This is a genomic window from Lysobacter sp., assembly GCA_013141175.1.
Classification (GTDB): domain Bacteria; phylum Pseudomonadota; class Gammaproteobacteria; order Xanthomonadales; family Xanthomonadaceae; genus Lysobacter_I.
Window position 1 is genome coordinate 789775 of sequence record JABFRN010000001.1, and the last position, 21338, is coordinate 811112.

Sequence of the window (21338 nt, forward strand, 5' to 3'; positions counted from 1 at the left end):
GAACAGGCGCTATGATCGGCCCGAAGACCCGGAAGCGATATCCACCGACACGTTGTTGCCGACATGTGGTTGGCGACAGGCAGGCGGATCGGACACTTCCTCACCAACTGACCCGCAAGCGAAGCATACGCAGGGGTGGCTCGCGATGAAAGACAAGACTCGGCATAGCGGATCGCGTCGTTCCGCCCGGACCCGCGCCATCATCTTGGCGTGTCAGACCGGTCTGGTGACGATGCTGTTGCCGCTGGCGGCCGGTCTTTCGGCACAGACGCCGCTGCGCTGGAACACCGCTGGCGCCAACGGACCGCTGCCGGGCGATTTCGGCAGCGTGTATTCGCCGAAAGCGACGATGGCGCGCGTGTATCCCGGCGCGGGTCTGCAGATCCAGCCGATCGCCACCAGCTTCGATGTCCATGAATTCGAAACGCTGGCCGAGAGTCTCGTCGCCGGGCAGAAAGTGCCGGGCCTGGCGATGGCGATCGTGCAGGGCGGGCGTGTCGTGAGCGCGCGCGGCTACGGCATCACCGATGTCGACCAGCCGGAAACCGTCGACGCGCACACCGTGTTCCGGCTCGCATCGTTGTCCAAGTCTTTCGCCTCCACCACCACCGCGATGCTCATCGCCGACGGCAAGCTGCGCTGGGACAGCCGCATCGTCGACTACTACCCGACGCTGCAACTCTCCGAACCGCAGGCCACCCTGCAACTCAACGTGGCCGAAGTGCTGAGCCATCGCGTCGGCATCGGCAGCAATGCCTTCGATCGCGATCTCGAGGGCTACGCCGAATATCCCGCACTGGTGCGGAAGATCGCGTACGCGCCGATGAAGTGCGCGCCCGGCGAGTGCTACGCCTACCAGAACATCGCCTACAGCCTGATCGGCGACGTCGTCCAGGGCGCCAGCGGCCAACCGTTCGATCAGGTCGTCGCGCGTCGGCTGTTCAAACCGCTGGGCATGACCGATGCCAGCTACGGTCTGGAAGGCATCGCCGCCAGCACGCGCTGGGCGAAACCGCACATCCGCGGCAAACGCGGCTGGACCGCGGTGATGCCCAAGCCCACCTACTATCGGGTCGCGCCGGCCGCAGGCGTCAACGCCAGCATCAGCGACATGGCGCAGTGGCTGCTCGCGCAGGGCGGCTACCGCCCCGATGTGTTGTCGGGCTCGCTGCTGGCGACGCTGCATGCGCCCTTGATCGACACGCCCAGCGAGACGCGCGGTTCGCAATGGCGCCGCGACCGGCTGAACTCGGCAGGCTACGGCCTTGGCTGGCGCGTTTTCGATTACGTCGGTCATCGCGTGGTCTTCCACGGCGGCGCCGTACAGGGATATCGCGGTGTCATCGCACTGATGCCCGAGCGCGATCTCGGCGTGGCGATCCTCTGGAATGCCAACAGCTCGGCACCATCGGGCCTGCTGCCGACGATTCTCGACCGCGCCATCGGCGTGACGCCGCAGCGTTGGCTCGACACCGAACCGGAGCCGCTGGAGGAAGGCCTGTACGCACAGGGCCTGCCGGCGTTGCCGGAACCGCCAGCGTCGAGCGGCGGCGTGGAAGCATCGATGTCGAACGCACAGCCCGAGTAATCGCGGCGGCGGGACGCGCCCGGATTTGATCCAGGCGTGGGATCCATGCGTCGATGCCGTCGTCGATCCTGATGCTGCGGCAACGCGCCCCCAGTCGCTGCCGCTTCCTGAAGCGCTGCTTTCCAGCGCAGTCCCGAGCTTCGCCAATCCGCGCGTGAAATCGCCACCGACCCCGCGATCGAGCATCAGACCGACCCGCGCGACATTCGACTGCTCGCTGGACCAGCGCATCGCGGCTCCGACGCCTTCGGCGGGACCTTCGCAGGTGCAGGCCATCCTGGAGCCGAGACCATGCCACGACGACCACTCGTTGAAACGGCGACAGGCATCGAGCAGCGCGTACAGCTCCCCACGACGGGCGATGCCGACGGAACGGTACTGGTGGGCAGCACGAAGCCATCCGGGATCATCTCGCCCGCAAGCAGCAGCCTCGCGTCGAGCAACCCGTTTCGGGATCGACATGACGGGCAGGGGCCGCGACATCCTGGACCAGGCACGGGCGATCGAAGCGCCGATCCCTGTGCAGGGCTTGGCGTTCGCCCATAAAAAAACTCCCTCTCCGCCTGGGCATGCGGAGAGGGAGTTTCGGATACCGCTAATCGGGGTGTTGCGGATTACATCATCGGCGCGGGTGCTGCCGGCACTGCGGCCGGCGCAGCCTTCTTGGTGCGCTTCACAGCTTTCTTAGCCTTTTTTTTTGCGACTTTCTTGGCAGCCTTCTTGGCCGGCTTCTTGGCGGCTTTTTTGGCGGCCTTCTTCGCGGTCTTCTTGGCAGCTTTCTTGGCCGGCTTCTTGGCTACTTTCTTGGCAGCCTTCTTCGCGGTCTTCTTGGCGGCCTTCTTGGCAGCCTTCTTCACGGTCTTCTTGGCAGCCTTCTTGGCGACCTTCTTGGTGGCTTTCTTGGCAGCCTTCTTGGCGGTCTTGCGGACGGCCTTCTTGGCGGCTTTCTTCACGGTTTTCTTCGCCGCTTTCTTCGCGGTTTTCTTTGCAGCTTTTTTAACAGCCATGGGATGGCTCCTCGTCAGTGAACTTGCATTGGATATTACGGCCCAGTCAACAACCGGATTGCGGGAGTCGGACCCGCCTTCCACCGCCGGCGCACAAGGCAAGCCGGTACGGATTCCTGCCGGGCTCGCGACTGCGAGACCCGGATATTCGTTACACCCGCAACCATCGCCGGCCTGCTCCATCGCGACGCGCATCCACGCGGGGCAACAGAAAACCCGTGACCGGCAAGGTCGCGGGTTCGGCGATTCGGGCGGGCGCGTTGCGCTGCGTCGCTGTTTTTCGCGGAGGAGACGAAGCCTGCTTCCGCCGGAATGGAGGTCCGGGAGGAAGATCTGTTTGCGCTTCGCGTTTTCGTCTTGATCCGACTCACTCACTTCTGCTATGGCGACACTTGGGGCGAAACCTAATCACGCTTTTTTCCACTGTCAACACCCCACGCGAAAAAAAATCCCGCGACGCACCGCCACGCAGCACCGCGCGAGCCGTCGATCGTCGCATGCGCACCGCTCGGCCACGCGCGCCCGGCACGCCCACCGATCGACACGCGCGAAAAAAAACATCTTTTTTCCAGCGGTTTTATTTGCGGAATGCGGCGCGCGCCGCGTGTCCGCACCGATCGGATGAGGCGACGGCGACGTCCATCCGGTGCGCGTACCGGCAAGTGAACGCAGCGCTTTCGTCAATTCGTCGAATGGTCGTTTTTCCGTGTCGCGCAAGCCCGATTGCGCGAAAGTGCGCGAACTTTTCGACGCGTTTCGCGGTGCCGAAGCGATGTCTCGCAGGTGTCGAGAGGTGGATCGCGACGCGTTCGGCCACGCGAACGGCGCCAGCGCCGACGCACGCCACGTTCCCGATTCGCGTCGCGAGCGCATCCGAAACCGCGGCGCGGAGGACGCGCGATGCATGCGCGCCCTCGACGGGCGCGCAAAGAAAAAGCCGCTCGCGGACAACGCGAGCGGCTTCGGGTGGGCCGGACGCGCACCGGACGGCACCGGCGCGCGGGGAGTGCGGGCTCAGTGGCCGTCGTCTTCCAGCAGTTCGGCGTAGTCGTCCGGCGCGAGCAGATCGTTGAGCTGGTCGTTGTCTTCGGCCTCGACCACGAACAGCCAACCTTCGCCGTAGGCGTCCTCGTTGATCGTTTCCGGCTTGTCGGCCAGCGCTGCGTTGACCGCAGTGATCGTGCCGCTGATCGGCGCATACACGTCCGATGCGGCTTTCACCGACTCGACCACGGCGCAGGCATTGCCCACTTCGATGCGGTCGCCGACGTTCGGCAGTTCGACATAGACCAGATCGCCGAGCAGGCCCTGGGCATGATCGGAAATGCCCACGGTGATCTTGCCGTCGCCTTCGACGCGGGCCCACTCGTGGGACTTCAGGAATTTCAGGTCACCGGGGATCTCGCTCATCGTGGGCTCCGCAGGGGTTGGCGGTGGAAAGGAACAGACAGGGCTAGTGTAGAAGCGCGGCGGCGAGGATCAAATACTTTCCTGCGCTTTACCGTCGCGCACGAACGGAAACTTGACGACGCGCACGGGCACCGCCTTGCCGCGGATGTCGACGCGTACTTCTCCGAGGTCGCCGGCCGGCACGCGCGCGAATGCGATCGCCTTGCCCAGCGTCGGCGAGAAGGTGCCGGAGAGGATCTCGCCGCCGCCAGCGGCGGTGAGGACCGTCTGGCCGTGACGCAGCACGCCTTTGTCGTCCATCACCAGACCGACCATTTGCCGCGGCACGCCGACGGCCTTCTGCGCTTCGAGCGCGGCGCGACCGATGAAGGGCCTGTCCGCGTCGAGCGAAACCGTCCATGCCAACGCCGCTTCGTACGGGCTGACGGTGTCGTCCATGTCCTGGCCGTAGAGATTCATGCCGGCCTCCAGGCGCAGCGTGTCGCGGGCGCCGAGACCGGCCGGCTTCACGCCGACGGCGAGCAGCGCGTCCCATAGCGCGACCGCCTTGTCTTCGGGAACGACGATCTCGAAACCATCCTCACCGGTGTAGCCGGTGCGCGCCACGAACAGCGGCGTGCCGTCCTTCGTCACCGCCTCGGTGGCGACGAACTTGCCGATCTTGCCGGCGGCGGGCGCGGTGTCGGCGGAGAGCAGCCCGAGGACGCGTTCGCGCGCATGGGGGCCCTGCACCGCGATCATCGCAAGCTCCGGGCGCTCGGTGACGCTGACGTCGAACGCGGCGGCCTGCTGGCCGATCCACGCCAGATCCTTGTCGCGGGTGGCGGCGTTGACGACGAGACGGAAGAAATCCTCGGACAGGAAGTAGACGATGAGATCGTCGATCACCCCGCCCTGCGGATTGAGCATGCAGGTGTAGAGGGCTTTGCCCGACTTCTGGAGTTTGTCGACCGAATTGGCGACGAGATGGCGCAGGAACTCGCGGGTGCGAGCGCCGCGCAGGTCGACCACGGTCATGTGCGAGACATCGAACATGCCGGCGTCGCGGCGCACCTGGTGGTGTTCGTCGATCTGCGAACCGTAGCTGATCGGCATGTCCCAGCCGCCGAAGTCGACCATCTTGGCGCCGAGTGCGCGATGGGCGTCGTTGAGGATGGTCTTCTGCGTCATGGTGCCGGCCCCGTCGGAAAGATCGGCATTATCCCAGAGCGGGACGTCGCATGGGCGGCGCGCTTGCGACAACGCGCGACCGCACGGATGCGCATGGCGCGCGACGTCGTGGGCTGCCGCTCGCCCTGCGGTTCGGCTAGATGCCGATCCCCTCATTCAGGCAGTCGACCCGCTTGCTCGCAATCGGCATCAACTTGCCGCTGGCGATGTCGAACCGCCGCGCCCAGCGCACATCGCGCGAGTACTCGCGATTGCCGTGACGGACGAAGGCGGCAACGTTGGGACTGGCGACACGATCGATCCGGCAGGTGCCGATCTGAAGCCCATAGCCTTTGCGTGGCTTGGGCACGGCGGCGGTGTCGGTCACGTTCCAGCGCGCCTGTCGTGCGCCCGGGTCGAGATTGCGCAGCGCCAGCAATTGCGTGGACGTCGCCTCCCTCGCGGGATCGGTGGCGAATCTGCCGACCACCGTCAGACTGTAATCGCAGACCTGGGCCGGCAACGGACCGCCGGGGATACAGGACCCCTGCAGCTCGTCCAGCCCTGCGGGATACGGCGGCACATTGCGACCGACCAGATCGTCGCTCTGCGGGCCGGTGGCGAACGCCGTGGCGGACAGTAGCGACAAGCCGGCCGAACAGATCAGGTACAGACACTTCGTCATCGCAAAAAGCCTCATTGAACAGTGATGAATCCTGTCGCCGACCTACTCGACGGCTTCGACGCGCAGGGTCATGCCTTCCGCACCGACGATGCGCACGTCGACGCCGGCAGGCAGATCGGGGCCGCTCACTTCCCAATAGGCATCGGCGATCTGCACGCGCCCCGCGCCACGTTCGATCGCGCGCTCCAGGGACACCACGCGCCCCACCAGTTGCTCGGTACGGCGGTTCAGCGCCGGCTGGTCGCTCGGGATCTCCCGTCCGCGGAAGTACGTCCGGTACACCTGGATCGAGATGAAGCTGAGCGCGATGAACGCGACGGCCTGGGCGAGGATCGACATGCCCGGCACGACCAGGACGCCAAGGAACACCACCGACGCGGCGATGCCCATCCAGAGCATGAAGGCGCCCGGCACCATCGCCTCGGCCGCGAACAGCAGCAGCGCGATCGCTGCCCAGATGATCGCATCCCAGCGCATGTCAGCCTCCACTGCGCGGCATCGCCGGCGGCTTGTTGGCCTGCTGGTGGGTCAGCGCTTCCTTGGCGAGCTCGGTGATGCCCGCAAGCGAACCGAGGATGCCCGCAGACTCCATCGGCAGCATGATGAACTTCTGGTTCGGCGCTTCGGCCAGCGCCTTGAACGCTTCGATGTATTTCTGGGCGATGAAGTAGTTGATGGCGTTGACGTTGCCGCTGGCGATGGCGTCGGAGACCATCTGCGTCGCCTTGGCTTCGGCTTCGGCCAGACGCTCGCGGGCTTCCGCCTCGCGGAACGAGGCCTCGCGCTTGCCTTCGGCTTCCAGCACTGCCGCCTGCTTCTCGCCCTCGGCGCGCAGGATCGCCGACTGGCGCACGCCCTCGGCTTCGAGCACCGCCGCGCGCTTGTTCTGTTCGGCCATCTTCTGCTGCTGCATCGAGGCGATCAGATCGCGCGGCGGCTGGATGTCCTTCAGTTCGATGCGGTTGACCTTCAGCCCCCACGGATGGGTGGCGTGGTCGACGGCGGTCAGCACCTTGGCGTTGATCTCGTCGCGCTTGGACAGCGACTCGTCGAGATCCATCGAGCCGATCGCTGTGCGGATGTTGGTCATGACCAGATTGAGGATGGCCACTTCGAGCTGGGCGACCTCGTACGCGGCCTTGGCAGCGTCGAGCACCTGGAAATAGACCACGCCGTCCACCTTCACCACGGCGTTGTCCTTGGTGATGACGTCCTGGCTGGGCACGTCCATCACCTGTTCCATCATGTTGATCTTGCGGCCGACGCCCTGATAGATCGGCATCAGGATATGCAGCCCCGGCGCGAGCGTGCGCGTGTATTTGCCGAAGGTCTCGACCGTCCATTCGTAACCCTGCGGCACCATGCGGACCGCCTTGAACAGCACGACGATACCCGCGAACACCACGACCGCCGCCAGAAAAAATCCACCGCCCATGTCGAAACCTCCCCACTGGAATGGGGTCAGTATAGGGTGTGACCGGCAGGGTGCGCAGGCTGCTGGACAACAGCCTGCCATGCGGCCCGGGATGGCCGCCGCGACGAAGCAAGCGCAGGCGATCGCTTGGCCGGAAGCCGGGCCGCACACGGACCGGGTCGGCCATTCGTTCAGCCCGTCGGCAGCGGTTTTCGATGGCCTGCGACGTTTTCGCCTACTGATGCATCCAGATGATGAGATGACCTCACGACCCTCCAGCTTCGCCATCGATGTGCCCGACGCCCTGCTCGCGCGCATGCGCCTGGGCGAGCACGCGGCGTTCGAGCAGGTCTACCGCTGGTTCGAACGGCCGGTGTTCACGCTGGCGCTGCGGATCTGCGGCGAGCGCGAGCAGGCGGCGGACGTGCTGCAGGACACCATGCTGAAGGTCATCGCCCGGATCGGCGAGTTCCGCGGTAGCCGCATCGATCGTGTCGGTGCGGCGCATCTCGATGGCAGCCCGTTCTGGGGATGGCTGCGACAGATCGCGGTCAATGAAGCGCTGATGGCGCTGCGCCGGCGTCGCCGCAGCGACGATGAAGACGCCAACCATGCCGACGAAACCGATTGGGTCGACGACCGCACCCCGCCACCGCCCGCCGCCGCCGATGCCGCTTGCCTGCAGCGCGCCCTCGACGCATTGCCGGCGAATACCCGTACCGTGCTGTGGCTGTATCACGCCGAGGGCTACACCCACGACGAGATCGCCGTGCTGATGCAACGCACGCCCAGCTTCTCGAAATCCCAGCTCGCGCGCGGCACACGCCGCCTGCGCGAGTTGCTCGAACCCACCGCACTGCCGCTCCGCGAGGCCGCCCATGGCTGACGCTTCCCGTTCCCCGCATCATGCCGGTTCCGATCCGCCCGGCTGGAGCGATGTCTTCGCCGCGCTGCCGTTGGCTGCGCCTCCCGCATCCGCGTGGCCGGCGGTTGCCGCACAGCTCGATCAGAGGAAGGCACATGCGCGCAGCCGTACATGGCTGGCACTGGCCGCATCGCTGTTCGCGCTGACGTTGTGGCCGGTGGCGTGGATGCTGCGCGACGCGGAACGCGACACCGCCGCCGTCGCGGCATCGCCCGCCACGATCGCCCACGCACCGACCACCGCCACGCCGTCCGCCGCCATCGGCGGCGGCGATCCTCGCACCGATCCTCGCACCGATCCTCGCGCCGATGTGCGCGCCGATCCGCCCGTCGTCGCCGGTACCACTGACCGTTCCGCGCGGATGCTGTCGATCGCGGCGAGCACCGCCCGTCCGGCGCATGCGCACAGCGCGCGACGCAGTGCGGATCGCGCGCTACGGCGCACGACGCAAGCGCCTTCCACTGCAGGCATCGCGCAGCCGCAGGAGAATGCCGACACGACGCTGGAAACCCTGTACAGCGCATCCGCGCAGCTCGAAACCCTGCTGAGCTTCGCACGCGACACACGGGTCGAAAGCGGGCCGGCCGCAGCGCTGGCCAGCGCCTTCGATGCCGAACTCGCGACGATCGACGCGCAGTTGGCGCAACCGGGACTGGCAGCCGGCGAGCAACAGGCACTGTGGCAGGCACGCGTCGAGACGCTGCAGCGTTCGACGGACTTCGAAAGCAATCTGCGCCTGCTGGCCGCCGACGGCGGGCGCCTGGACGGCGCGCTGGTCAGTATCGATTGATGTTCCGCTCTTTCCTTTTCGTTTCCCTGTCCGAGGTTCCCATGAGACCGCTTCGCCCCCATCTCCTCGCTCTGGCCGTTGTCTGCGGATTGTCGTTCGCCGGCGCCGCCCTGACCCAATCCAAAGACCCGACGCCGGAACAGCAGAAAAAAATCGACGCGGCGCGCGAAGACGTGAGCCGCGCCGCCAAGCGCTTGGCTGAGCTCACCCGTGAGTACGGCGGCGATGGCTTCCACTTCGATCATGCGTTGCCGGCGCGGCGCCCTGTGGTCGGCGTGCTGTTCGCGCCCGATGAAGGCGGCGGCGTGCGCATCGCCGGGGTCACTCCGGATGGCGCGGCAGCGGCGAAAGGCATCAAAAGCGGAGACCGGCTGCTGCGCATCGGCGGCAAGACCATCGAGGGCGGCTCGCCGGAAGCGCGGGTCGAGAACGCGCGCAGGCAGTTGCAGGGCCTGGACGAAAACACTCCGGTGAAACTGGTCTATGCACGCGGCGACAAGGAGACGGAAGTCGAAGTCAAACCCAGACTGGACAGCCGGATCATGGTCTTCTCCGGCGACGGCAGAATGATGCGCCCCGACGGCGTCATCGGCATCGAAACCGATCGCCTCGACATCGAAGGTCTCGACGGCGCCCGCTTTCCGGGCGCGGGCGATGCGCCGCACGTGTTCGTCTTCAGCGGCGATGACGCACAAGGCGGGCACGGCGCGCCGCGCATCGACAAGCGCGTGATTCGGATCGACTGCAAGGGTGATGAGGATGCATGCCGCAAGCAGGCGCATGCGCAGATGATGCGCGCCCCCGTCGGTATCGACCCGGCCGGCATGAGCGGTCCTCACGAGATGCAGACGCATGTGTTCCGCTTCGACTGCAAACCCGGCGACACCTGCCAGGGTCAACAGCGGCTGGCCGAAGCGTTCCGCTGGAACGGCTTGAATCTGGCGTCGGTGGACAAGTCGCTGGGGCGTTATTTCGGCGCCGACGCGGGCGTACTGGTGCTCAGCACCGGGCCGTCCCTGGGCCAGTTGCAGGCGGGCGACGTGATCCAACGCGTCGACGGCAAAGCGGTGGCGACACCGCGCGCCGTGATGGATGCGCTGCGCGACAAGCCGGCGGACATTACCGTCGCGGTGGATTACCTGCGCGACCGCAAATCCGGCAGCGCGCAATTGAAGGTGCCCAAAGCGATGCTGTTCCCGCCGATGCCGCCGATGCCGCCGATACCTCCCGCGCCACCGGCACCCCCTGCGCCGCCGCATCCGCCGAAGGCCGGCGCGGCGCCGCACGCGCCTGACGGCGCAGCGATGGTGACGCATCGCAAGATCGTGATGGTCGACAAGGATGGCCAGGTGCAGACCTGGGAGGACGACGGCAACGACGCGATGCCGATGCCACCCGCGCCTCCGCCGCCTCCGCCGCCTCCACCACCGCCGCCGCCGCCGCCGCGCGTGGATTGAAGCGCGATCCGCATGACGCCCCCTCGACGGGGGCGTCGTTGTTTCGGGATCAGCTCGTCGCGGCTTCCACCCGCCGCCACACCGCGTCCTCGACGGTATCGGCGAGGGTCAACGCCTGCAGGTTCTGCAGCAATTGCTCGACCCGGCTGGCGCCGAGGATCACGGTGGATACGTGCGGGTTGCGCAGGCACCAGGCGATCGCCAGCGATGCTGGCGGCAATCCGAGTTCGACCGCGAGCGCGCTGAATTTACGTGCGCGTTCCAGGCGTCGATCCTCGCTGTCGCCCATGATCAGGTCCTGCAGCCAACCATGATCCTCCAGACCGAGGCGGGCATCGCCGGGGATGGCCGCATTGTATTTGCCGGTGAGCAGGCCCGAACCGAGCGGCGACCACGTGGTGGTGCCCAGGCCCAGCTCGGCGTAGAGCGGCGCGTACTCCAGTTCGACGCGCTCGCGATGCAGGAGGTTGTACTGCGGCTGCTCCATCGACGGCCCATGCAGCGAATGTTGCTTCGCGATCTTCGCGGCTTCGCGGATCTGCGCGGCGGGCCATTCCGACGTGCCCCAGTACAGCACTTTGCCCTGGCGGATCAGGCCGTCCATCGCCCACACCGTTTCCTCGATCGACGTGTCGGGGTCCGGGCGGTGGCAGAAATAAAGATCGATGTAATCCACGCGCAGGCGTTTCAGCGCAGCGTCGCAGGCGTCGCGCACGTGTTTGCGCGAGAGACCCTGTTGCATCGGCTTGGGTTCTTCGACCGCACCGAACATCACCTTGCTCGATACCGCGTATCCATCGCGCGGCAGGCGCAGATCGGCGATCACATCGCCCATCACCCGTTCCGCCTCACCGCTGGCGTACACCTCGGCGTTGTCGAAGAAATTCACGCCATTGTCCCAGGCGGCGGCGATCAGATCGCGCGCCGCGCCACGGCCGATCTGCTGGCCGAAAGTGATCCAGGCGCCAAACGACAGTGCGGACACCTGTAGGCCGGTCGAACCAAGACGACGGTATTGCATGATGTTGTTCCCGTAACGTCGAAGATGCGGCCAGTATACCCAAGCATCGCGCGCCGTCGGAACGGTTACAATGCGCGCCCCGTTGTCGGGGAATTCGCCCTCCGGGGAGTAGCCCGCCAGCGGAAGTTACCGCCGGTAGCCGCGTCAACATGCTTGGCCTGCAGGCCATGGCGCGGGTGGCATCGCAGTCGCGGAAGCACTGCGATATCGGGCAAGACCGAAGGCGGATATCGCGTGCCGGACCGGGCTGCGCGATATCTGTCTTCGCGTCCGCACGAAAGCCCGGCTCTGGAGTTCCCATGGATGTTTCCTCGCTTTCGACCCTCGCCGCCCTGCCAACGCTGGGCATGTCCACATTGGTGGTCGCCATCGCCGAGATCGGCGACAAGACCCAACTGCTTGCCCTGTTGCTGGCCGCGCGCTTCCGCCGGCCGTGGCCGATCATCGCCGGCATCTTCGTGGCCACCGTGCTCAACCACGCGCTCGCCGCCTGGCTCGGCGCGCTGGCCGCCAGTTACCTCACGCCGGATGTGCTGCGCTGGATCGTCGCCGGCAGTTTTTTCGCCATCGGCCTGTGGACGCTGAAACCCGACACGATCGACGAAGATGGCGAGAAGCTGCCCGCGCGCGGCGCGTTCATCGCCACCGTGATCGCCTTCTTCATCGCCGAGATCGGCGACAAGACCCAGATCGCCACCGTCGTGCTGGCGGCGAAATCGCCGCTGCTGTGGCCGGTGGTGATGGGCACCACCCTCGGCATGCTGCTGGCGAACGTGCCGGTGGTGCTGCTGGGCAGCCGCTTCGCAGCGAAACTGCCGCTGAAAGCCGCACGCATGGCTGCGGCGGCGCTGTTCCTGGCGCTGGCGGCGTGGGTCGCGGTGCAGGGTGTCTCCGTCGACGCCCAACTGCCTCAATCGGGCAAGACCGAATCACGCAACCCTTGATTCGTTTGCCTCAAAACGAGGTTTGCGGCCAATCCGCAACCCTCAACAGCTCGAACTGTTGCGACAGCGCAGTGCCGCAAACTTCCGTCCGCAATTGAATGCCCGTCGACAGCGTGCCGCCGGGAACGGTCGCGCAGTAGCTGCTGTTGTTCACGCTGCGCAGTTGCCCATTGGGCGTCAATCGCCATTTTTCCGAACTGCCGCCATCGCAGTTCCACAGATGCATCGCCTTGCCGCTGCCGGCGCTGCCGCCGGAAATATCCATGCAATAGGGATTGCTGCCTCTGGGCCGGAGCTGGCCCTCGGCGGTGTACACGAACTGCTGGTCGGAGCCGCCCGTGCAGAACTCCTGGTCGATCTGCGAACCGTTGGAATAGCCGTTGTTGCGGGTACCGATGCAGCGCGTGCCGCTGGCGCTCTTCGGCCGCAACGTGAAGTAACCCGGCAGGCCCCGGCGCACACCGACCAGCGGCAGCGTGGACGTCCATGACGGCACGAAGACATTCGGGTCCGCAAGCGAGTTGGTGACATCCATCCCGACCGCCGAAACACCATGCGCCATCGCGATGTAGGTGGCCTCGAAACTGGTGCTGTTGAAATCGCCCGCGGCACTCCACAGATGCATCATCTGGCGATATTCCGCCGCGCGGTTGGCGACGATCTGATAGTGGTCGCCCGCCTGCACGTTGGCGCACAGCACCTGCGCCGATGCGGCAGCCGACATGCCATCGACCGTACCCGAGACCTCGCCCGGATCCGGCGCGTCGATGTCCGGGCACAGGAACGCGTTGGCGAACGCACCGCGGAGCGCGATCATGTCCGCCATGCCCTGATTCACCGCGGCGATGCGACCACCGGTGAACCCGACGATGATCCTGCCACGCAGGGCATCGAACGCCGGCCAACCCACCGCCTTCAACTTCTCGCGCGGCGTCGCGCCGGGCGCAGCGGCGATCCGGTTGCGAAGATCGCTGTAACGATAGAGCCGCGTGCCCAGATAACCGGAGACGAAGCTGTCCAGCGCGTCGATCCTGCCCACGTCCCACGCGCTCAGCGCATTGTCCCAACGTGTCTTCATGTCGATGAAGACCACGATCGGCGCCTCGCCGGGATGGGCGTTCTGCCAGGCGACGATGTCGTCGAGGCAATCGGCCAAGCGATCGGCGGTGCCTCTGCAGTTGTTGTTGACCGGGCCGCCATCGTGCGCCACGTACGGCCCGCGTGGATCGGCCCACCAGGACGCCTGGTCCTGCACATCCAGTTCCAGCGTGCGGTAACCGGCGGTGAGCCAGCTCGAAAGCTGCGCGCCGTGTTCGTAACTGTTGTGCGGTTGGAGCATGTAGACCTGATCCATGCCCAGGGGCGACTGCGCGCTGGCGACCGTCGGACATGCCAGCAGGGTAGCGATCGCTCCGGCGATGGCGACGGCAGCGCTCCAATGGCGTTTGCGACCGTTGCGGATATTCATCAGATCTCCTCCATAAGCGTTCTGAACGAATCGTCATCATACGGCCATGTTGCGTTGCAGGAGAGGCGCCATCGCGCAGCCAGCCGCGCCGGTATCGATGCCGCACCCGCAAGTGCGGGTCGCGACGCTATCCTGTGCGCATATCGGCATCGGGATTTCGGGACGGCATGAGTATCACCGGCGAGTGGAAACGGGATCTGTTGCGGACGCTGTTCTCGCGCCCGGACGAGGTCATGCTCGATCTTGGCGCCGGTGGCGAGCTGCTGGTGGCCCGCGTCCGCGCGCTGCTGTCGGCGCTGACGCTGCTGCTGCCGCCGGTGGCGATCATCGGCAATCTCGGCGCCGGCAGCACGACGGAGCTGATGATCGGCCTGGGCGCTTCGATCTTCATCAACATCTGCGCCCAGGTCTGGCTGGCGCTGGCCGGCCACCGTCGCCGCCATCACTGGCTGTCCTACGCCACCACCACCTACGACGTCACCACCACCACGCTGGTGCTGGGACTGCTGCACTTCAGCGACCCGGTGGCGCCGTTCAACAGCATGGTGGTGTGGTGCTTCTATCTGTTCTCGATCGGCATGACCGCGCTGCGCAACGACGGGCGACTGACGCTGTACGCGGGTGCGATGGCGATGTTGCAGTACGGTGTGCTGGTGGCCGCGCTGCTGACCCGGGCCCACTCGCCGGATGAATTGATCTCGATCGACTACGGCACCGTCTCGGTCGGCGGCCAGGTCGAGCGGGTGGTGCTGATGCTGCTGATGACGTTGCTGACCACGACGATTGTCTACCGGATGCAACGGCTGATCGAATCCTCCGGCAGCGATGGCCTGACCGGGCTGCCGAACCGCGCCTGGCTGGTGCAGCGCATGCCGATGATCCTGGAATCGGTGCGCGAGGAGGGCGAATCGCTGACCCTGGCGCTGCTCGACCTCGACGATTTCAAGCGCATCAACGTCGAGTACGGCCATCTGGCCGGCGACCGCGCCATCCGCCACATCGCCGGCTCGATGCGCGAGATCCTGCACTCGAAGGAACGGCTGGTGCGGATCGGCGGCCAGGAATTCGTCCTGCTGCTGCGCTGCCCGATCGGCAATGCCTGGGAACGGCTGGACCGGCTGCGGCACATGATGGCGGAACGGCCGTTCGTGGCCGAACGCGGCGGCGACCCGCTGCCGATCACCTTCAGCGGCGGGCTGGCGGCCTATCCCAGCGACGGCAACGATGTGTCGTCGCTGCTGCGCAGCGCCGACCGCCGGCTGCAGGTGGCCAAGCTGGAAGGCTGCAACCGGGTGGTGGCGCGGGACGTGTAGGTCGGGCCCTGGCCCGGCATTGCAATGCCGGCATCACTCGGGCCAATCATCGAAACCGCCTCGATCGTTGTTCGGATCGTTGTTCGATGCGACCGGCAAGTCGGCAATGTCGGGCCAGGGCCCGACCCACATCGCAATCCCGACAGTTGCCCCGGCCGGCCCCGCTGGCCTACCCTGCCCCAGTTTGGCCGATGGCCTGGGGAGCGAATTGATGGAAGCTTTGACGCGGATCGGCTTCGGCCTGTTCGGATTGGCGGTGCTGATCTGCATCGCATGGGCATTCTCGAACAACAAGAAAGCGGTGGACTGGAAGCTGGTCGGTACCGGCGTGGCATTGCAGATCGCCTTCGCGGCGTTCGTGCTGATGACCACATGGGGCGGCGCGATCTTCGAAGGGCTGGGCAAGACGTTCGTGACCCTGATCGGGTTCACCACCGAAGGCTCGAAGATGATCCTCGGCGGCTTCGCCGACCAGGACAAATACGGTTTCGTCTTCATCTTCCACGCGCTGCCGACCGTGATCTTCTTCGCCTCGTTCATGGCCGTGCTCTACCACCTCGGCGTCATGCAATGGGTGGTGCGGGTCATGGCGATGGCCATCACCAAGGTGATGAAGGTCTCCGGCGCGGAAACCACCAGCGTCTGCGCCAGCGTGTTCATCGGCCAGACCGAAGCGCCGCTGACGGTGCGTCCGTACATCAACAAGATGACCGAGTCCGAGTTGCTGACGATGATGATCGGCGGCATGGCGCATATCGCCGGCGGCGTGATGGCGATCTACATCGGCATGCTGGCCGGCACCGATAGCGTATTGCAGCAGATGTACGCCAAGCACTTCCTGGCCGCTTCGATCATGGCCGCGCCGGCCACGCTGCTGATCGCCAAGATCCTGATTCCCGAAACCGGCACGCCACTCACCGGCGGCCGGGTCACGGTGCACGTCGAGAAGGAAAGCAAGAACCTCATCGACGCCGCCGCCGCGGGCGCATCGGACGGCATGAAGCTGGCGATCAACATCGCCGCGATGCTGCTGGCCTTCGTCGCGCTGATCGCGATGGTCAACTACATCATCGGCTGGGTCGGCGACCTGCATCTGAGCAGCTACCAGAGCCTCAACATGATGCTCAACGACGGTGTCGTCGATGCGGCGCAGCACAAGGTGCGGCTGAATCTCGGCCTGATCCTCGGCTACGTGCTGGCGCCGATCGCCTGGGTGATCGGCATCGAATGGAACGATGCGGTGATCGCCGGCGGCCTGATCGGCCAGAAGGTGGTGCTGAACGAATTCATCGCCTATCTGCAGCTGTCGCAGACCCCGGTCGGCAACGGCCCGGGCGCGATCAGCGAGAACTCGCGGCTGATCCTGACCTACGCGCTGTGCGGTTTCGCCAACTTCGCCTCGATCGCGATCCAGATCGGCGGCATCGGCAGCCTCGCGCCGGAACGCCGCAGCGATCTCGCCCGCTTCGGCATGCGCGCGGTGCTGGGCGGCTCGATCGCCACCCTGATGACCGCCACGATTGCCGGTGTGCTGATCCATTTGCGTTGACAGATACGGACGCCGGCCCCCGTCGGCGCACGACAACCAGAAAGCCCTGTTCCGCCCAATGTGAACTTCCCTGTGTCACCCGACACCTCCGGAGCGATCCGGAGGTGTCTTTTTCAGAGCGCCCGCAACATGTCGAACACATCCCCCAATCCCATCGCGACGCAGGTCGTCGTGGTCGGTTCGTTCAACGTCGATCACGTCTGGCGCTGCGACGCGCTGCCCCAGCCCGGCGCCACGCTCAGCGGCGACTACGCCAGCGGCCCCGGCGGCAAGGGCTTCAATCAGGCCACCGCAGCGGCGCGCAGCGGCGCCCGCACCGCATTCGTCTGCGCGCTGGGCAACGACCTCGGCGGGCACCACGCCCGCGCGCTGGCGACCGCCGACAGCATCGACCTGCGCGACCAGACCGCCGATGTTCCCACCGGCAGCGCCGGCATCTTCGTCGATACCCAGGGCCGCAACAGCATCGTCGTCGGACCCGGCGCCAACGCCGTGCTTTCGGCCGACTTCATCGAAGCGCATGGCGCCGCCATCGCCGAGGCCGCAGTGACGCTTGCACAGTTGGAATCGCCGCTGGAGGCGGTCGCGGCGGCCTTGCGCCTGGCCCGCGAATCGGGTCGGATCGCGATACTCAACCCGGCCCCGGCGAACGTGGCGCTGCCGCGCGAGTTGCTGGCGCAGGCCGACATCCTCACCCCGAACGAAACCGAATGCGCCGGGCTGTTCGCCCGCCATCTGGGCGAGCGCATCGACGGCGAAGCCATCGCCAGCCTCGATTCGCCGCGACTGCATGCGCTGTGCCGCGACCTGCTGCCCGGCGGCACCGTGGTGGTGACGCTGGGCGCCGCCGGCTGCTTCGTTTCGCATCCCGACAACGCCACCCGCGGCGACGACAGCGCGTGGTACCGGCTGGCGGCGGAACCGGCCACGCCGGTCGACACCACCGGCGCTGGCGATGCCTTCAACGGCGCGCTGGCGGCGGCGCTGGCGCAGCGCCCGGGCGCTGCGTTCGCGGTCCATCTGCGCGCGGCCAACCGATACGCAGCACTGTCCACCGAACGCCCGGGCGCCGCGCTGTCGATGCCCACCCGCGCGGACCTGGACGAACGATTCCCGGAATGACGGCTGTTTTCGTCGCCGGCCGCTGCTAATCTCGGCATACCGCTCAGCAATACCATCCCAGCACCACCACCACGCTAAGGAGGTTCTTATGGCCGGCAAGTTCGAGATCAGCAAGCGCAAGGACGGCGAGTTCCAGTTCAACCTGAAAGCCGCCAACGGCCAGGTGATCCTGACCAGCGAGGGTTACAGCACGTTGCAGGGCTGCGAGAACGGCATCGAATCGGTGCGCAAACACGCGCAGTCCGAGGCGAACTTCGACAAGAAGGTCGCCAAGGACGGCAGTCCGTACTTTTCGCTGATGGCCAGGAACGGCGAATCCATCGGCAGGAGCGAGATGTACAAGAGCGCGTCCTCGCGCGACAACGGCATCCGCTCGGTGATGACCAACGCACCCGGCGTCAAAGTCCAGAATCTCGCGGCCAAATAAACGCCGCAGCAGGCCCTGAAGCCCGGCTCCGGCCGGGCCCGATGGGCGGCTTACAATGCGCCGATGCAGATCGGCCCGTACACCATCGCTCCCCGCGTGATCCTGGCCCCGATGGCCGGGGTCACCGACAAACCGTTCCGGCAGCTGTGCAAAGGGCTGGGCGCAGGGATGGCGGTGTCGGAAATGACCATCTCCGATCCGCGTTTCCGGCACACCCGCAAATCCCTGCACCGGATGGACCACGACGGCGAGCCCGCCCCGGTCAGCGTGCAGCTCGCCGGCACCGAGCCGCAGCACCTCGCCGACGCCGCGCGCTACAACGTCGATCACGGCGCGCAGATCATCGACATCAACATGGGCTGTCCTGCCAAGAAAGTCTGCAACGCCTGGGCGGGCTCGGCGCTGATGCGCGACGAGGCGCTGGTCGCGCGCATTCTCGAAGCCGTGGTCGCCGCCGTCGACGTGCCGGTGACCCTGAAAATCCGCACCGGCTGGGCCGCTGGCCAGCGCAACGCACCGGTCATCGCGCGCATCGCCGAAGCCAGCGGCATCGCCGCGCTCACGGTGCATGGCCGCACCCGCGACCAGCAGTACACCGGCATCGCCGAGTACGACACCGTCGCCGAAATCAAATCCTTGCTGGCGATTCCGGTGATCGCCAACGGCGATATCGATTCGCCGGAAAAAGCGCGGGCGGTGCTCGATGCCACCGGCTGCGACGCGGTGATGATCGGCCGCGCCGCGCAGGGCCGACCGTGGATCTTCCGCGAAGTCGCGCATTACCTCGCCACCGGCGAGCACCTGCGCGCACCATCGCTCGCCGACATCCGCGACACGCTGCTGGGCCATCTCGATCATCTGCATGCGTTCTACGGCGAACAGCAGGGCGTTCGGATCGCGCGCAAGCACCTGGGCTGGTATGCGAAGGATCGCCCGGAACATTCCGATGCGCAGCGCGCCGCGTTCCGTGCCGTCGTCAATCGCGCCGAAACCGCCGAGGCGCAGTCGCGGCTGACGCGCGATTATTTCGATGCGTTGATCGCAGGCGTATCGCCGGAATGGCCTGCGGCGGCATGACGGCACCGCGTTATCGGAGCGATATCGACATGCATCACGACGACCAGAAGACCTATCTCCACGGCTTCTCCAGCACCGAACAGGCGCGACTGGTGAAACAGGCCCGGATCGCGGAAAGCACGATCTTCCGCAACATCGATTACACCGGCGCGCAGCGGTTGCTGGAAGTCGGCAGCGGCGTCGGCGCGCAGACCGAAATCCTGCTGCGGCGGTTTCCGGATCTGCATGCGACCTGCGTCGATCTCAACGACGCGCAGCTGACCGCCGCCCGGGACAACCTCGGCCGCATGCCGTGGCTCGAAGGCCGCTACACGCTGCAGCAGGCGGATGCCACCGACCTGCCGTTCGAGGCGCGCAGCTTCGACGCCGCGTTCCTGTGCTGGGTGCTGGAGCATGTGCCCTCGCCCGCGCGCGTGCTGGCCGAAGTGCGCCGCGTGCTGTCGCCGGGTGCGCCGGTGTACATCACCGAGGTGATGAACGCCTCGTTCCTGCTCGACCCGTATTCCCCGAACGTGTGGAAATACTGGATGGCGTTCAACGACTTCCAGCACGAAAGCGGCGGCGATCCGTTCGTCGGCGCCAAGCTCGGCAACCTGCTGCTGGCCGGCGGTTATCGCGACGTGACCACCGAGATCAAGACCTTCCACCTCGACAATCGCGAACCGGCGCGGCGCAAGACCATGATCGCGTTCTGGGAAGAGCTGCTGCTGTCCGCCGCCGATCAGCTGATCGCCGCCGGCTGCGTGACCCGCGAAGTCGTCGACAACATGCGTCGCGAAATGCACCAGGTGCAGAGCGACCCCGACGCGGTGTTCTTCTACTCGTTCGTACAGGCGCGGGCGGTGGTGTACTGAATGGCGACGTGGCGTCTGCGCTGCGATCGTTGTCGCTCACCGATACATCAACCGCCGCTTTCTCCGGCAAGCGTGGTCGGCCCGTTCCAGATCCGCGACCACAACGCGGGCAGGCGACCGACGGCATCCCACGGCCACTTCAATTGTTCCGGGCGGATCGCACGCCAATGGCTCGCAGGCTTCGGTCCCTGCGCCGTGTTCACGGACGCGTCGACACGCTCGGCAACCACGAACCGGAACGTGTAGTCCGGATCCGCACCCATGCGCAGATCGGTGAGCACCAGGCGTCCGTCGTGTACTTCGGCCTTGGCGAAATGATGGTTGAACCACAGCAACCGCGCGGCGGCGGGAATATCGGCCATCGCTGCGCGTGCGGCGCGGTCGTCGGCATGGGCGCGAAAACGCATCGGGCCGCGATCGGCGACGAGCGAGCGCTCGCCTTCGAGATAGCCGTCCGGCGTCATCGCCACCACGCGCCACAGCAGCGTGTTGAACGGCATCGGCACGCTGAAGCGCGGCGCGTCCTGCAAGCCCATCGCGGTCAGCGCGCGCGTCGCTTCGCGTTCGACCATCGCTTTCGCGATCAGCGACCAGCCGAGGTAACCGAAGCCCAGCACCAGCCCCGCGAGCAGCGCGCGATCGGCGGCGCGACGCATGGGCACCCACACCGCCACCGCGAATGCGGACACCCACACCAGCAGGAACAACGGGTCGATGATGAACAGGCTCGACCACATCGTCGGCGCCAGCGGCAACGGCCACAGCAACTGCGTGCCGTACACGGTGAAGGCGTCGATCAGCGGGTGCGCCAACAGCGTCAGCATGAACACCCAGAACCAGCGTCGCGGCGCCTGCGCCACGCGTCCGCCGCGTCGACGGAACCACGCCCACAGCGCCCAGGCCACGAACGGCAACAGCAGCAGCGAGTGCGTCGCGCCGCGATGGCAGGTCATCTGCGCGACCGGATCGCCGAACAGCGCCAGCGGGATGACGTCGAGATCCGGCAGCGTGTTGATCGCCATGCCGGCCAGCAGCGCCGCGCGCCGGTGTTCGCGGGGCGCGATCGCGGCGGCGATGACGCCGCCGTAGAACAGGTGGGTGATGGAATCCATCTGCGGATTCTAGTGCGCCGTGCGGG

The 21338-nt window shown here is 66.3% G+C and carries 21 protein-coding genes; 12 read left to right on the forward strand and 9 right to left on the reverse strand.

Features of this window, described 5'->3' with window-relative positions; translation table 11 throughout:
• The first annotated feature begins 145 nt into the window (after positions 1 to 145).
• Positions 146 to 1588 (forward strand): beta-lactamase family protein, encoded by a 1443-nt coding sequence (locus HOP03_03715; GenBank protein ID NOT87271.1) that lies wholly within the window; start codon positions 146 to 148, stop codon positions 1586 to 1588.
• A gap of 614 nt (positions 1589 to 2202) precedes the next feature.
• On the opposite strand, the gene HOP03_03720 is transcribed toward HOP03_03715, so the two are convergent.
• Entirely contained in the window at positions 2203 to 2595 is a 393-nt protein-coding gene (locus tag HOP03_03720) for a histidine biosynthesis protein HisIE (GenBank protein ID NOT87272.1), read from the reverse strand.
• 646 nt (positions 2596 to 3241) lie between these two features.
• On the opposite strand from HOP03_03720, the gene HOP03_03725 reads away from it, so the two are divergent.
• Positions 3242 to 3643: a hypothetical protein gene (locus HOP03_03725; protein ID NOT87273.1), complete on the forward strand. Its 402-nt coding sequence runs from the start codon at positions 3242 to 3244 to the stop codon at positions 3641 to 3643.
• Here HOP03_03725 and gcvH read toward each other — a convergent pair.
• From gcvH to HOP03_03750, 5 genes are all read right to left on the reverse strand, one after another.
• The gene (gcvH, locus tag HOP03_03730; protein ID NOT87274.1) at positions 3610 to 4005 is read right to left on the reverse strand and encodes a glycine cleavage system protein GcvH; all 396 of its coding nucleotides are present in this window, start codon (positions 4003 to 4005) and stop codon (positions 3610 to 3612) included. The two genes, HOP03_03725 and gcvH, sit on opposite strands and share 34 nt — an antisense overlap.
• 69 nt (positions 4006 to 4074) lie before the next feature.
• Entirely contained in the window at positions 4075 to 5175 is a 1101-nt protein-coding gene (gene gcvT / locus HOP03_03735; GenBank protein NOT87275.1) for a glycine cleavage system aminomethyltransferase GcvT, read from the reverse strand.
• Positions 5176 to 5311: 136 nt separating this feature from the next.
• Entirely contained in the window at positions 5312 to 5839 is a 528-nt protein-coding gene (locus HOP03_03740; GenBank protein ID NOT87276.1) for a hypothetical protein, read from the reverse strand.
• A 42-nt stretch (positions 5840 to 5881) separates the two neighbouring features.
• Positions 5882 to 6316 (reverse strand): NfeD family protein, encoded by a 435-nt coding sequence (locus HOP03_03745; GenBank protein NOT87277.1) that lies wholly within the window; start codon positions 6314 to 6316, stop codon positions 5882 to 5884.
• A 1-nt stretch (position 6317) separates the two neighbouring features.
• Positions 6318 to 7274, reverse strand: a complete 957-nt coding sequence (locus HOP03_03750; protein NOT87278.1) for an SPFH/Band 7/PHB domain protein — start codon at positions 7272 to 7274, stop codon at positions 6318 to 6320.
• 220 nt (positions 7275 to 7494) lie between these two features.
• Between HOP03_03750 and HOP03_03755 the strand changes: the two genes are divergently transcribed.
• From HOP03_03755 to HOP03_03765, 3 genes are read left to right on the forward strand one after another with little or no spacing between them, the layout of a single operon-like run.
• On the forward strand, positions 7495 to 8139 hold the full coding sequence (locus HOP03_03755; protein NOT87279.1) for a sigma-70 family RNA polymerase sigma factor: 645 nt from the start codon (positions 7495 to 7497) through the stop codon (positions 8137 to 8139).
• Complete coding sequence (locus tag HOP03_03760) at positions 8132 to 8968, forward strand: hypothetical protein (GenBank protein NOT87280.1); 837 nt, start codon at positions 8132 to 8134, stop codon at positions 8966 to 8968. Before HOP03_03755 ends, HOP03_03760 begins: the two co-directional genes overlap by 8 nt.
• A gap of 41 nt (positions 8969 to 9009) precedes the next feature.
• Positions 9010 to 10425, forward strand: a complete 1416-nt coding sequence (locus HOP03_03765; GenBank protein NOT87281.1) for a PDZ domain-containing protein — start codon at positions 9010 to 9012, stop codon at positions 10423 to 10425.
• 49 nt (positions 10426 to 10474) lie between these two features.
• On the opposite strand, the gene HOP03_03770 is transcribed toward HOP03_03765, so the two are convergent.
• The gene (locus HOP03_03770; protein ID NOT87282.1) at positions 10475 to 11446 is read right to left on the reverse strand and encodes an aldo/keto reductase; all 972 of its coding nucleotides are present in this window, start codon (positions 11444 to 11446) and stop codon (positions 10475 to 10477) included.
• Positions 11447 to 11793: 347 nt separating this feature from the next.
• Here HOP03_03770 and HOP03_03775 point away from each other — a divergent pair, with 347 nt between their 5' ends.
• Positions 11794 to 12390 (forward strand): TMEM165/GDT1 family protein, encoded by a 597-nt coding sequence (locus tag HOP03_03775; GenBank protein NOT87283.1) that lies wholly within the window; start codon positions 11794 to 11796, stop codon positions 12388 to 12390.
• 10 nt (positions 12391 to 12400) lie between these two features.
• Here HOP03_03775 and HOP03_03780 read toward each other — a convergent pair whose 3' ends face one another.
• Positions 12401 to 13858 (reverse strand): hypothetical protein, encoded by a 1458-nt coding sequence (locus tag HOP03_03780; GenBank protein NOT87284.1) that lies wholly within the window; start codon positions 13856 to 13858, stop codon positions 12401 to 12403.
• 167 nt (positions 13859 to 14025) lie between these two features.
• Between HOP03_03780 and HOP03_03785 the strand changes: the two genes are divergently transcribed.
• From HOP03_03785 to HOP03_03810, 6 genes are all read left to right on the forward strand, one after another.
• A complete protein-coding gene (locus tag HOP03_03785; protein ID NOT87285.1) occupies positions 14026 to 15171 on the forward strand; it encodes a GGDEF domain-containing protein in 1146 nt (381 codons plus the stop codon).
• A gap of 208 nt (positions 15172 to 15379) precedes the next feature.
• Complete coding sequence (locus tag HOP03_03790; protein ID NOT87286.1) at positions 15380 to 16720, forward strand: NupC/NupG family nucleoside CNT transporter; 1341 nt, start codon at positions 15380 to 15382, stop codon at positions 16718 to 16720.
• Positions 16721 to 16849: 129 nt separating this feature from the next.
• A complete protein-coding gene (locus HOP03_03795) occupies positions 16850 to 17842 on the forward strand; it encodes a ribokinase (protein NOT87287.1) in 993 nt (330 codons plus the stop codon).
• 88 nt (positions 17843 to 17930) lie between these two features.
• The gene (locus HOP03_03800) at positions 17931 to 18269 is read left to right on the forward strand and encodes a YegP family protein (GenBank protein ID NOT87288.1); all 339 of its coding nucleotides are present in this window, start codon (positions 17931 to 17933) and stop codon (positions 18267 to 18269) included.
• A 63-nt stretch (positions 18270 to 18332) separates the two neighbouring features.
• Positions 18333 to 19346 (forward strand): tRNA dihydrouridine synthase DusB, encoded by a 1014-nt coding sequence (gene dusB, locus HOP03_03805; protein NOT87289.1) that lies wholly within the window; start codon positions 18333 to 18335, stop codon positions 19344 to 19346.
• 29 nt (positions 19347 to 19375) lie between these two features.
• A complete protein-coding gene (locus tag HOP03_03810; GenBank protein ID NOT87290.1) occupies positions 19376 to 20200 on the forward strand; it encodes a methyltransferase domain-containing protein in 825 nt (274 codons plus the stop codon).
• A gap of 47 nt (positions 20201 to 20247) precedes the next feature.
• Here the strand turns inward: HOP03_03810 and HOP03_03815 are convergent, their stop codons facing one another.
• Positions 20248 to 21312: a metal-dependent hydrolase gene (locus tag HOP03_03815; protein NOT87291.1), complete on the reverse strand. Its 1065-nt coding sequence runs from the start codon at positions 21310 to 21312 to the stop codon at positions 20248 to 20250.
• Positions 21313 to 21338 lie beyond the last annotated feature (26 nt).

What these genes read in the sequence shown, in the direction of transcription:
- HOP03_03715 (NOT87271.1), top strand. Translation starts at nt 146, where the DNA reads ATGAAAGACAAGACTCGGCATAGCGGATCGCGTCGTTCCGCCCGGACC.
- HOP03_03720 (NOT87272.1), bottom strand. Translation starts at nt 2,595, where the DNA reads ATGGCTGTTAAAAAAGCTGCAAAGAAAACCGCGAAGAAAGCGGCGAAG.
- gcvH (NOT87274.1), bottom strand. Translation starts at nt 4,005, where the DNA reads ATGAGCGAGATCCCCGGTGACCTGAAATTCCTGAAGTCCCACGAGTGG.
- gcvT (NOT87275.1), bottom strand. Translation starts at nt 5,175, where the DNA reads ATGACGCAGAAGACCATCCTCAACGACGCCCATCGCGCACTCGGCGCC.
- HOP03_03740 (NOT87276.1), bottom strand. Translation starts at nt 5,839, where the DNA reads ATGACGAAGTGTCTGTACCTGATCTGTTCGGCCGGCTTGTCGCTACTG.
- HOP03_03745 (NOT87277.1), bottom strand. Translation starts at nt 6,316, where the DNA reads ATGCGCTGGGATGCGATCATCTGGGCAGCGATCGCGCTGCTGCTGTTC.
- HOP03_03750 (NOT87278.1), bottom strand. Translation starts at nt 7,274, where the DNA reads ATGGGCGGTGGATTTTTTCTGGCGGCGGTCGTGGTGTTCGCGGGTATC.
- HOP03_03755 (NOT87279.1), top strand. Translation starts at nt 7,495, where the DNA reads ATGCATCCAGATGATGAGATGACCTCACGACCCTCCAGCTTCGCCATC.
- HOP03_03760 (NOT87280.1), top strand. Translation starts at nt 8,132, where the DNA reads ATGGCTGACGCTTCCCGTTCCCCGCATCATGCCGGTTCCGATCCGCCC.
- HOP03_03765 (NOT87281.1), top strand. Translation starts at nt 9,010, where the DNA reads ATGAGACCGCTTCGCCCCCATCTCCTCGCTCTGGCCGTTGTCTGCGGA.
- HOP03_03770 (NOT87282.1), bottom strand. Translation starts at nt 11,446, where the DNA reads ATGCAATACCGTCGTCTTGGTTCGACCGGCCTACAGGTGTCCGCACTG.
- HOP03_03775 (NOT87283.1), top strand. Translation starts at nt 11,794, where the DNA reads ATGTCCACATTGGTGGTCGCCATCGCCGAGATCGGCGACAAGACCCAA.
- HOP03_03780 (NOT87284.1), bottom strand. Translation starts at nt 13,858, where the DNA reads ATGAATATCCGCAACGGTCGCAAACGCCATTGGAGCGCTGCCGTCGCC.
- HOP03_03785 (NOT87285.1), top strand. Translation starts at nt 14,026, where the DNA reads ATGAGTATCACCGGCGAGTGGAAACGGGATCTGTTGCGGACGCTGTTC.
- HOP03_03795 (NOT87287.1), top strand. Translation starts at nt 16,850, where the DNA reads ATGTCGAACACATCCCCCAATCCCATCGCGACGCAGGTCGTCGTGGTC.
- HOP03_03800 (NOT87288.1), top strand. Translation starts at nt 17,931, where the DNA reads ATGGCCGGCAAGTTCGAGATCAGCAAGCGCAAGGACGGCGAGTTCCAG.
- dusB (NOT87289.1), top strand. Translation starts at nt 18,333, where the DNA reads ATGCAGATCGGCCCGTACACCATCGCTCCCCGCGTGATCCTGGCCCCG.
- HOP03_03810 (NOT87290.1), top strand. Translation starts at nt 19,376, where the DNA reads ATGCATCACGACGACCAGAAGACCTATCTCCACGGCTTCTCCAGCACC.
- HOP03_03815 (NOT87291.1), bottom strand. Translation starts at nt 21,312, where the DNA reads ATGGATTCCATCACCCACCTGTTCTACGGCGGCGTCATCGCCGCCGCG.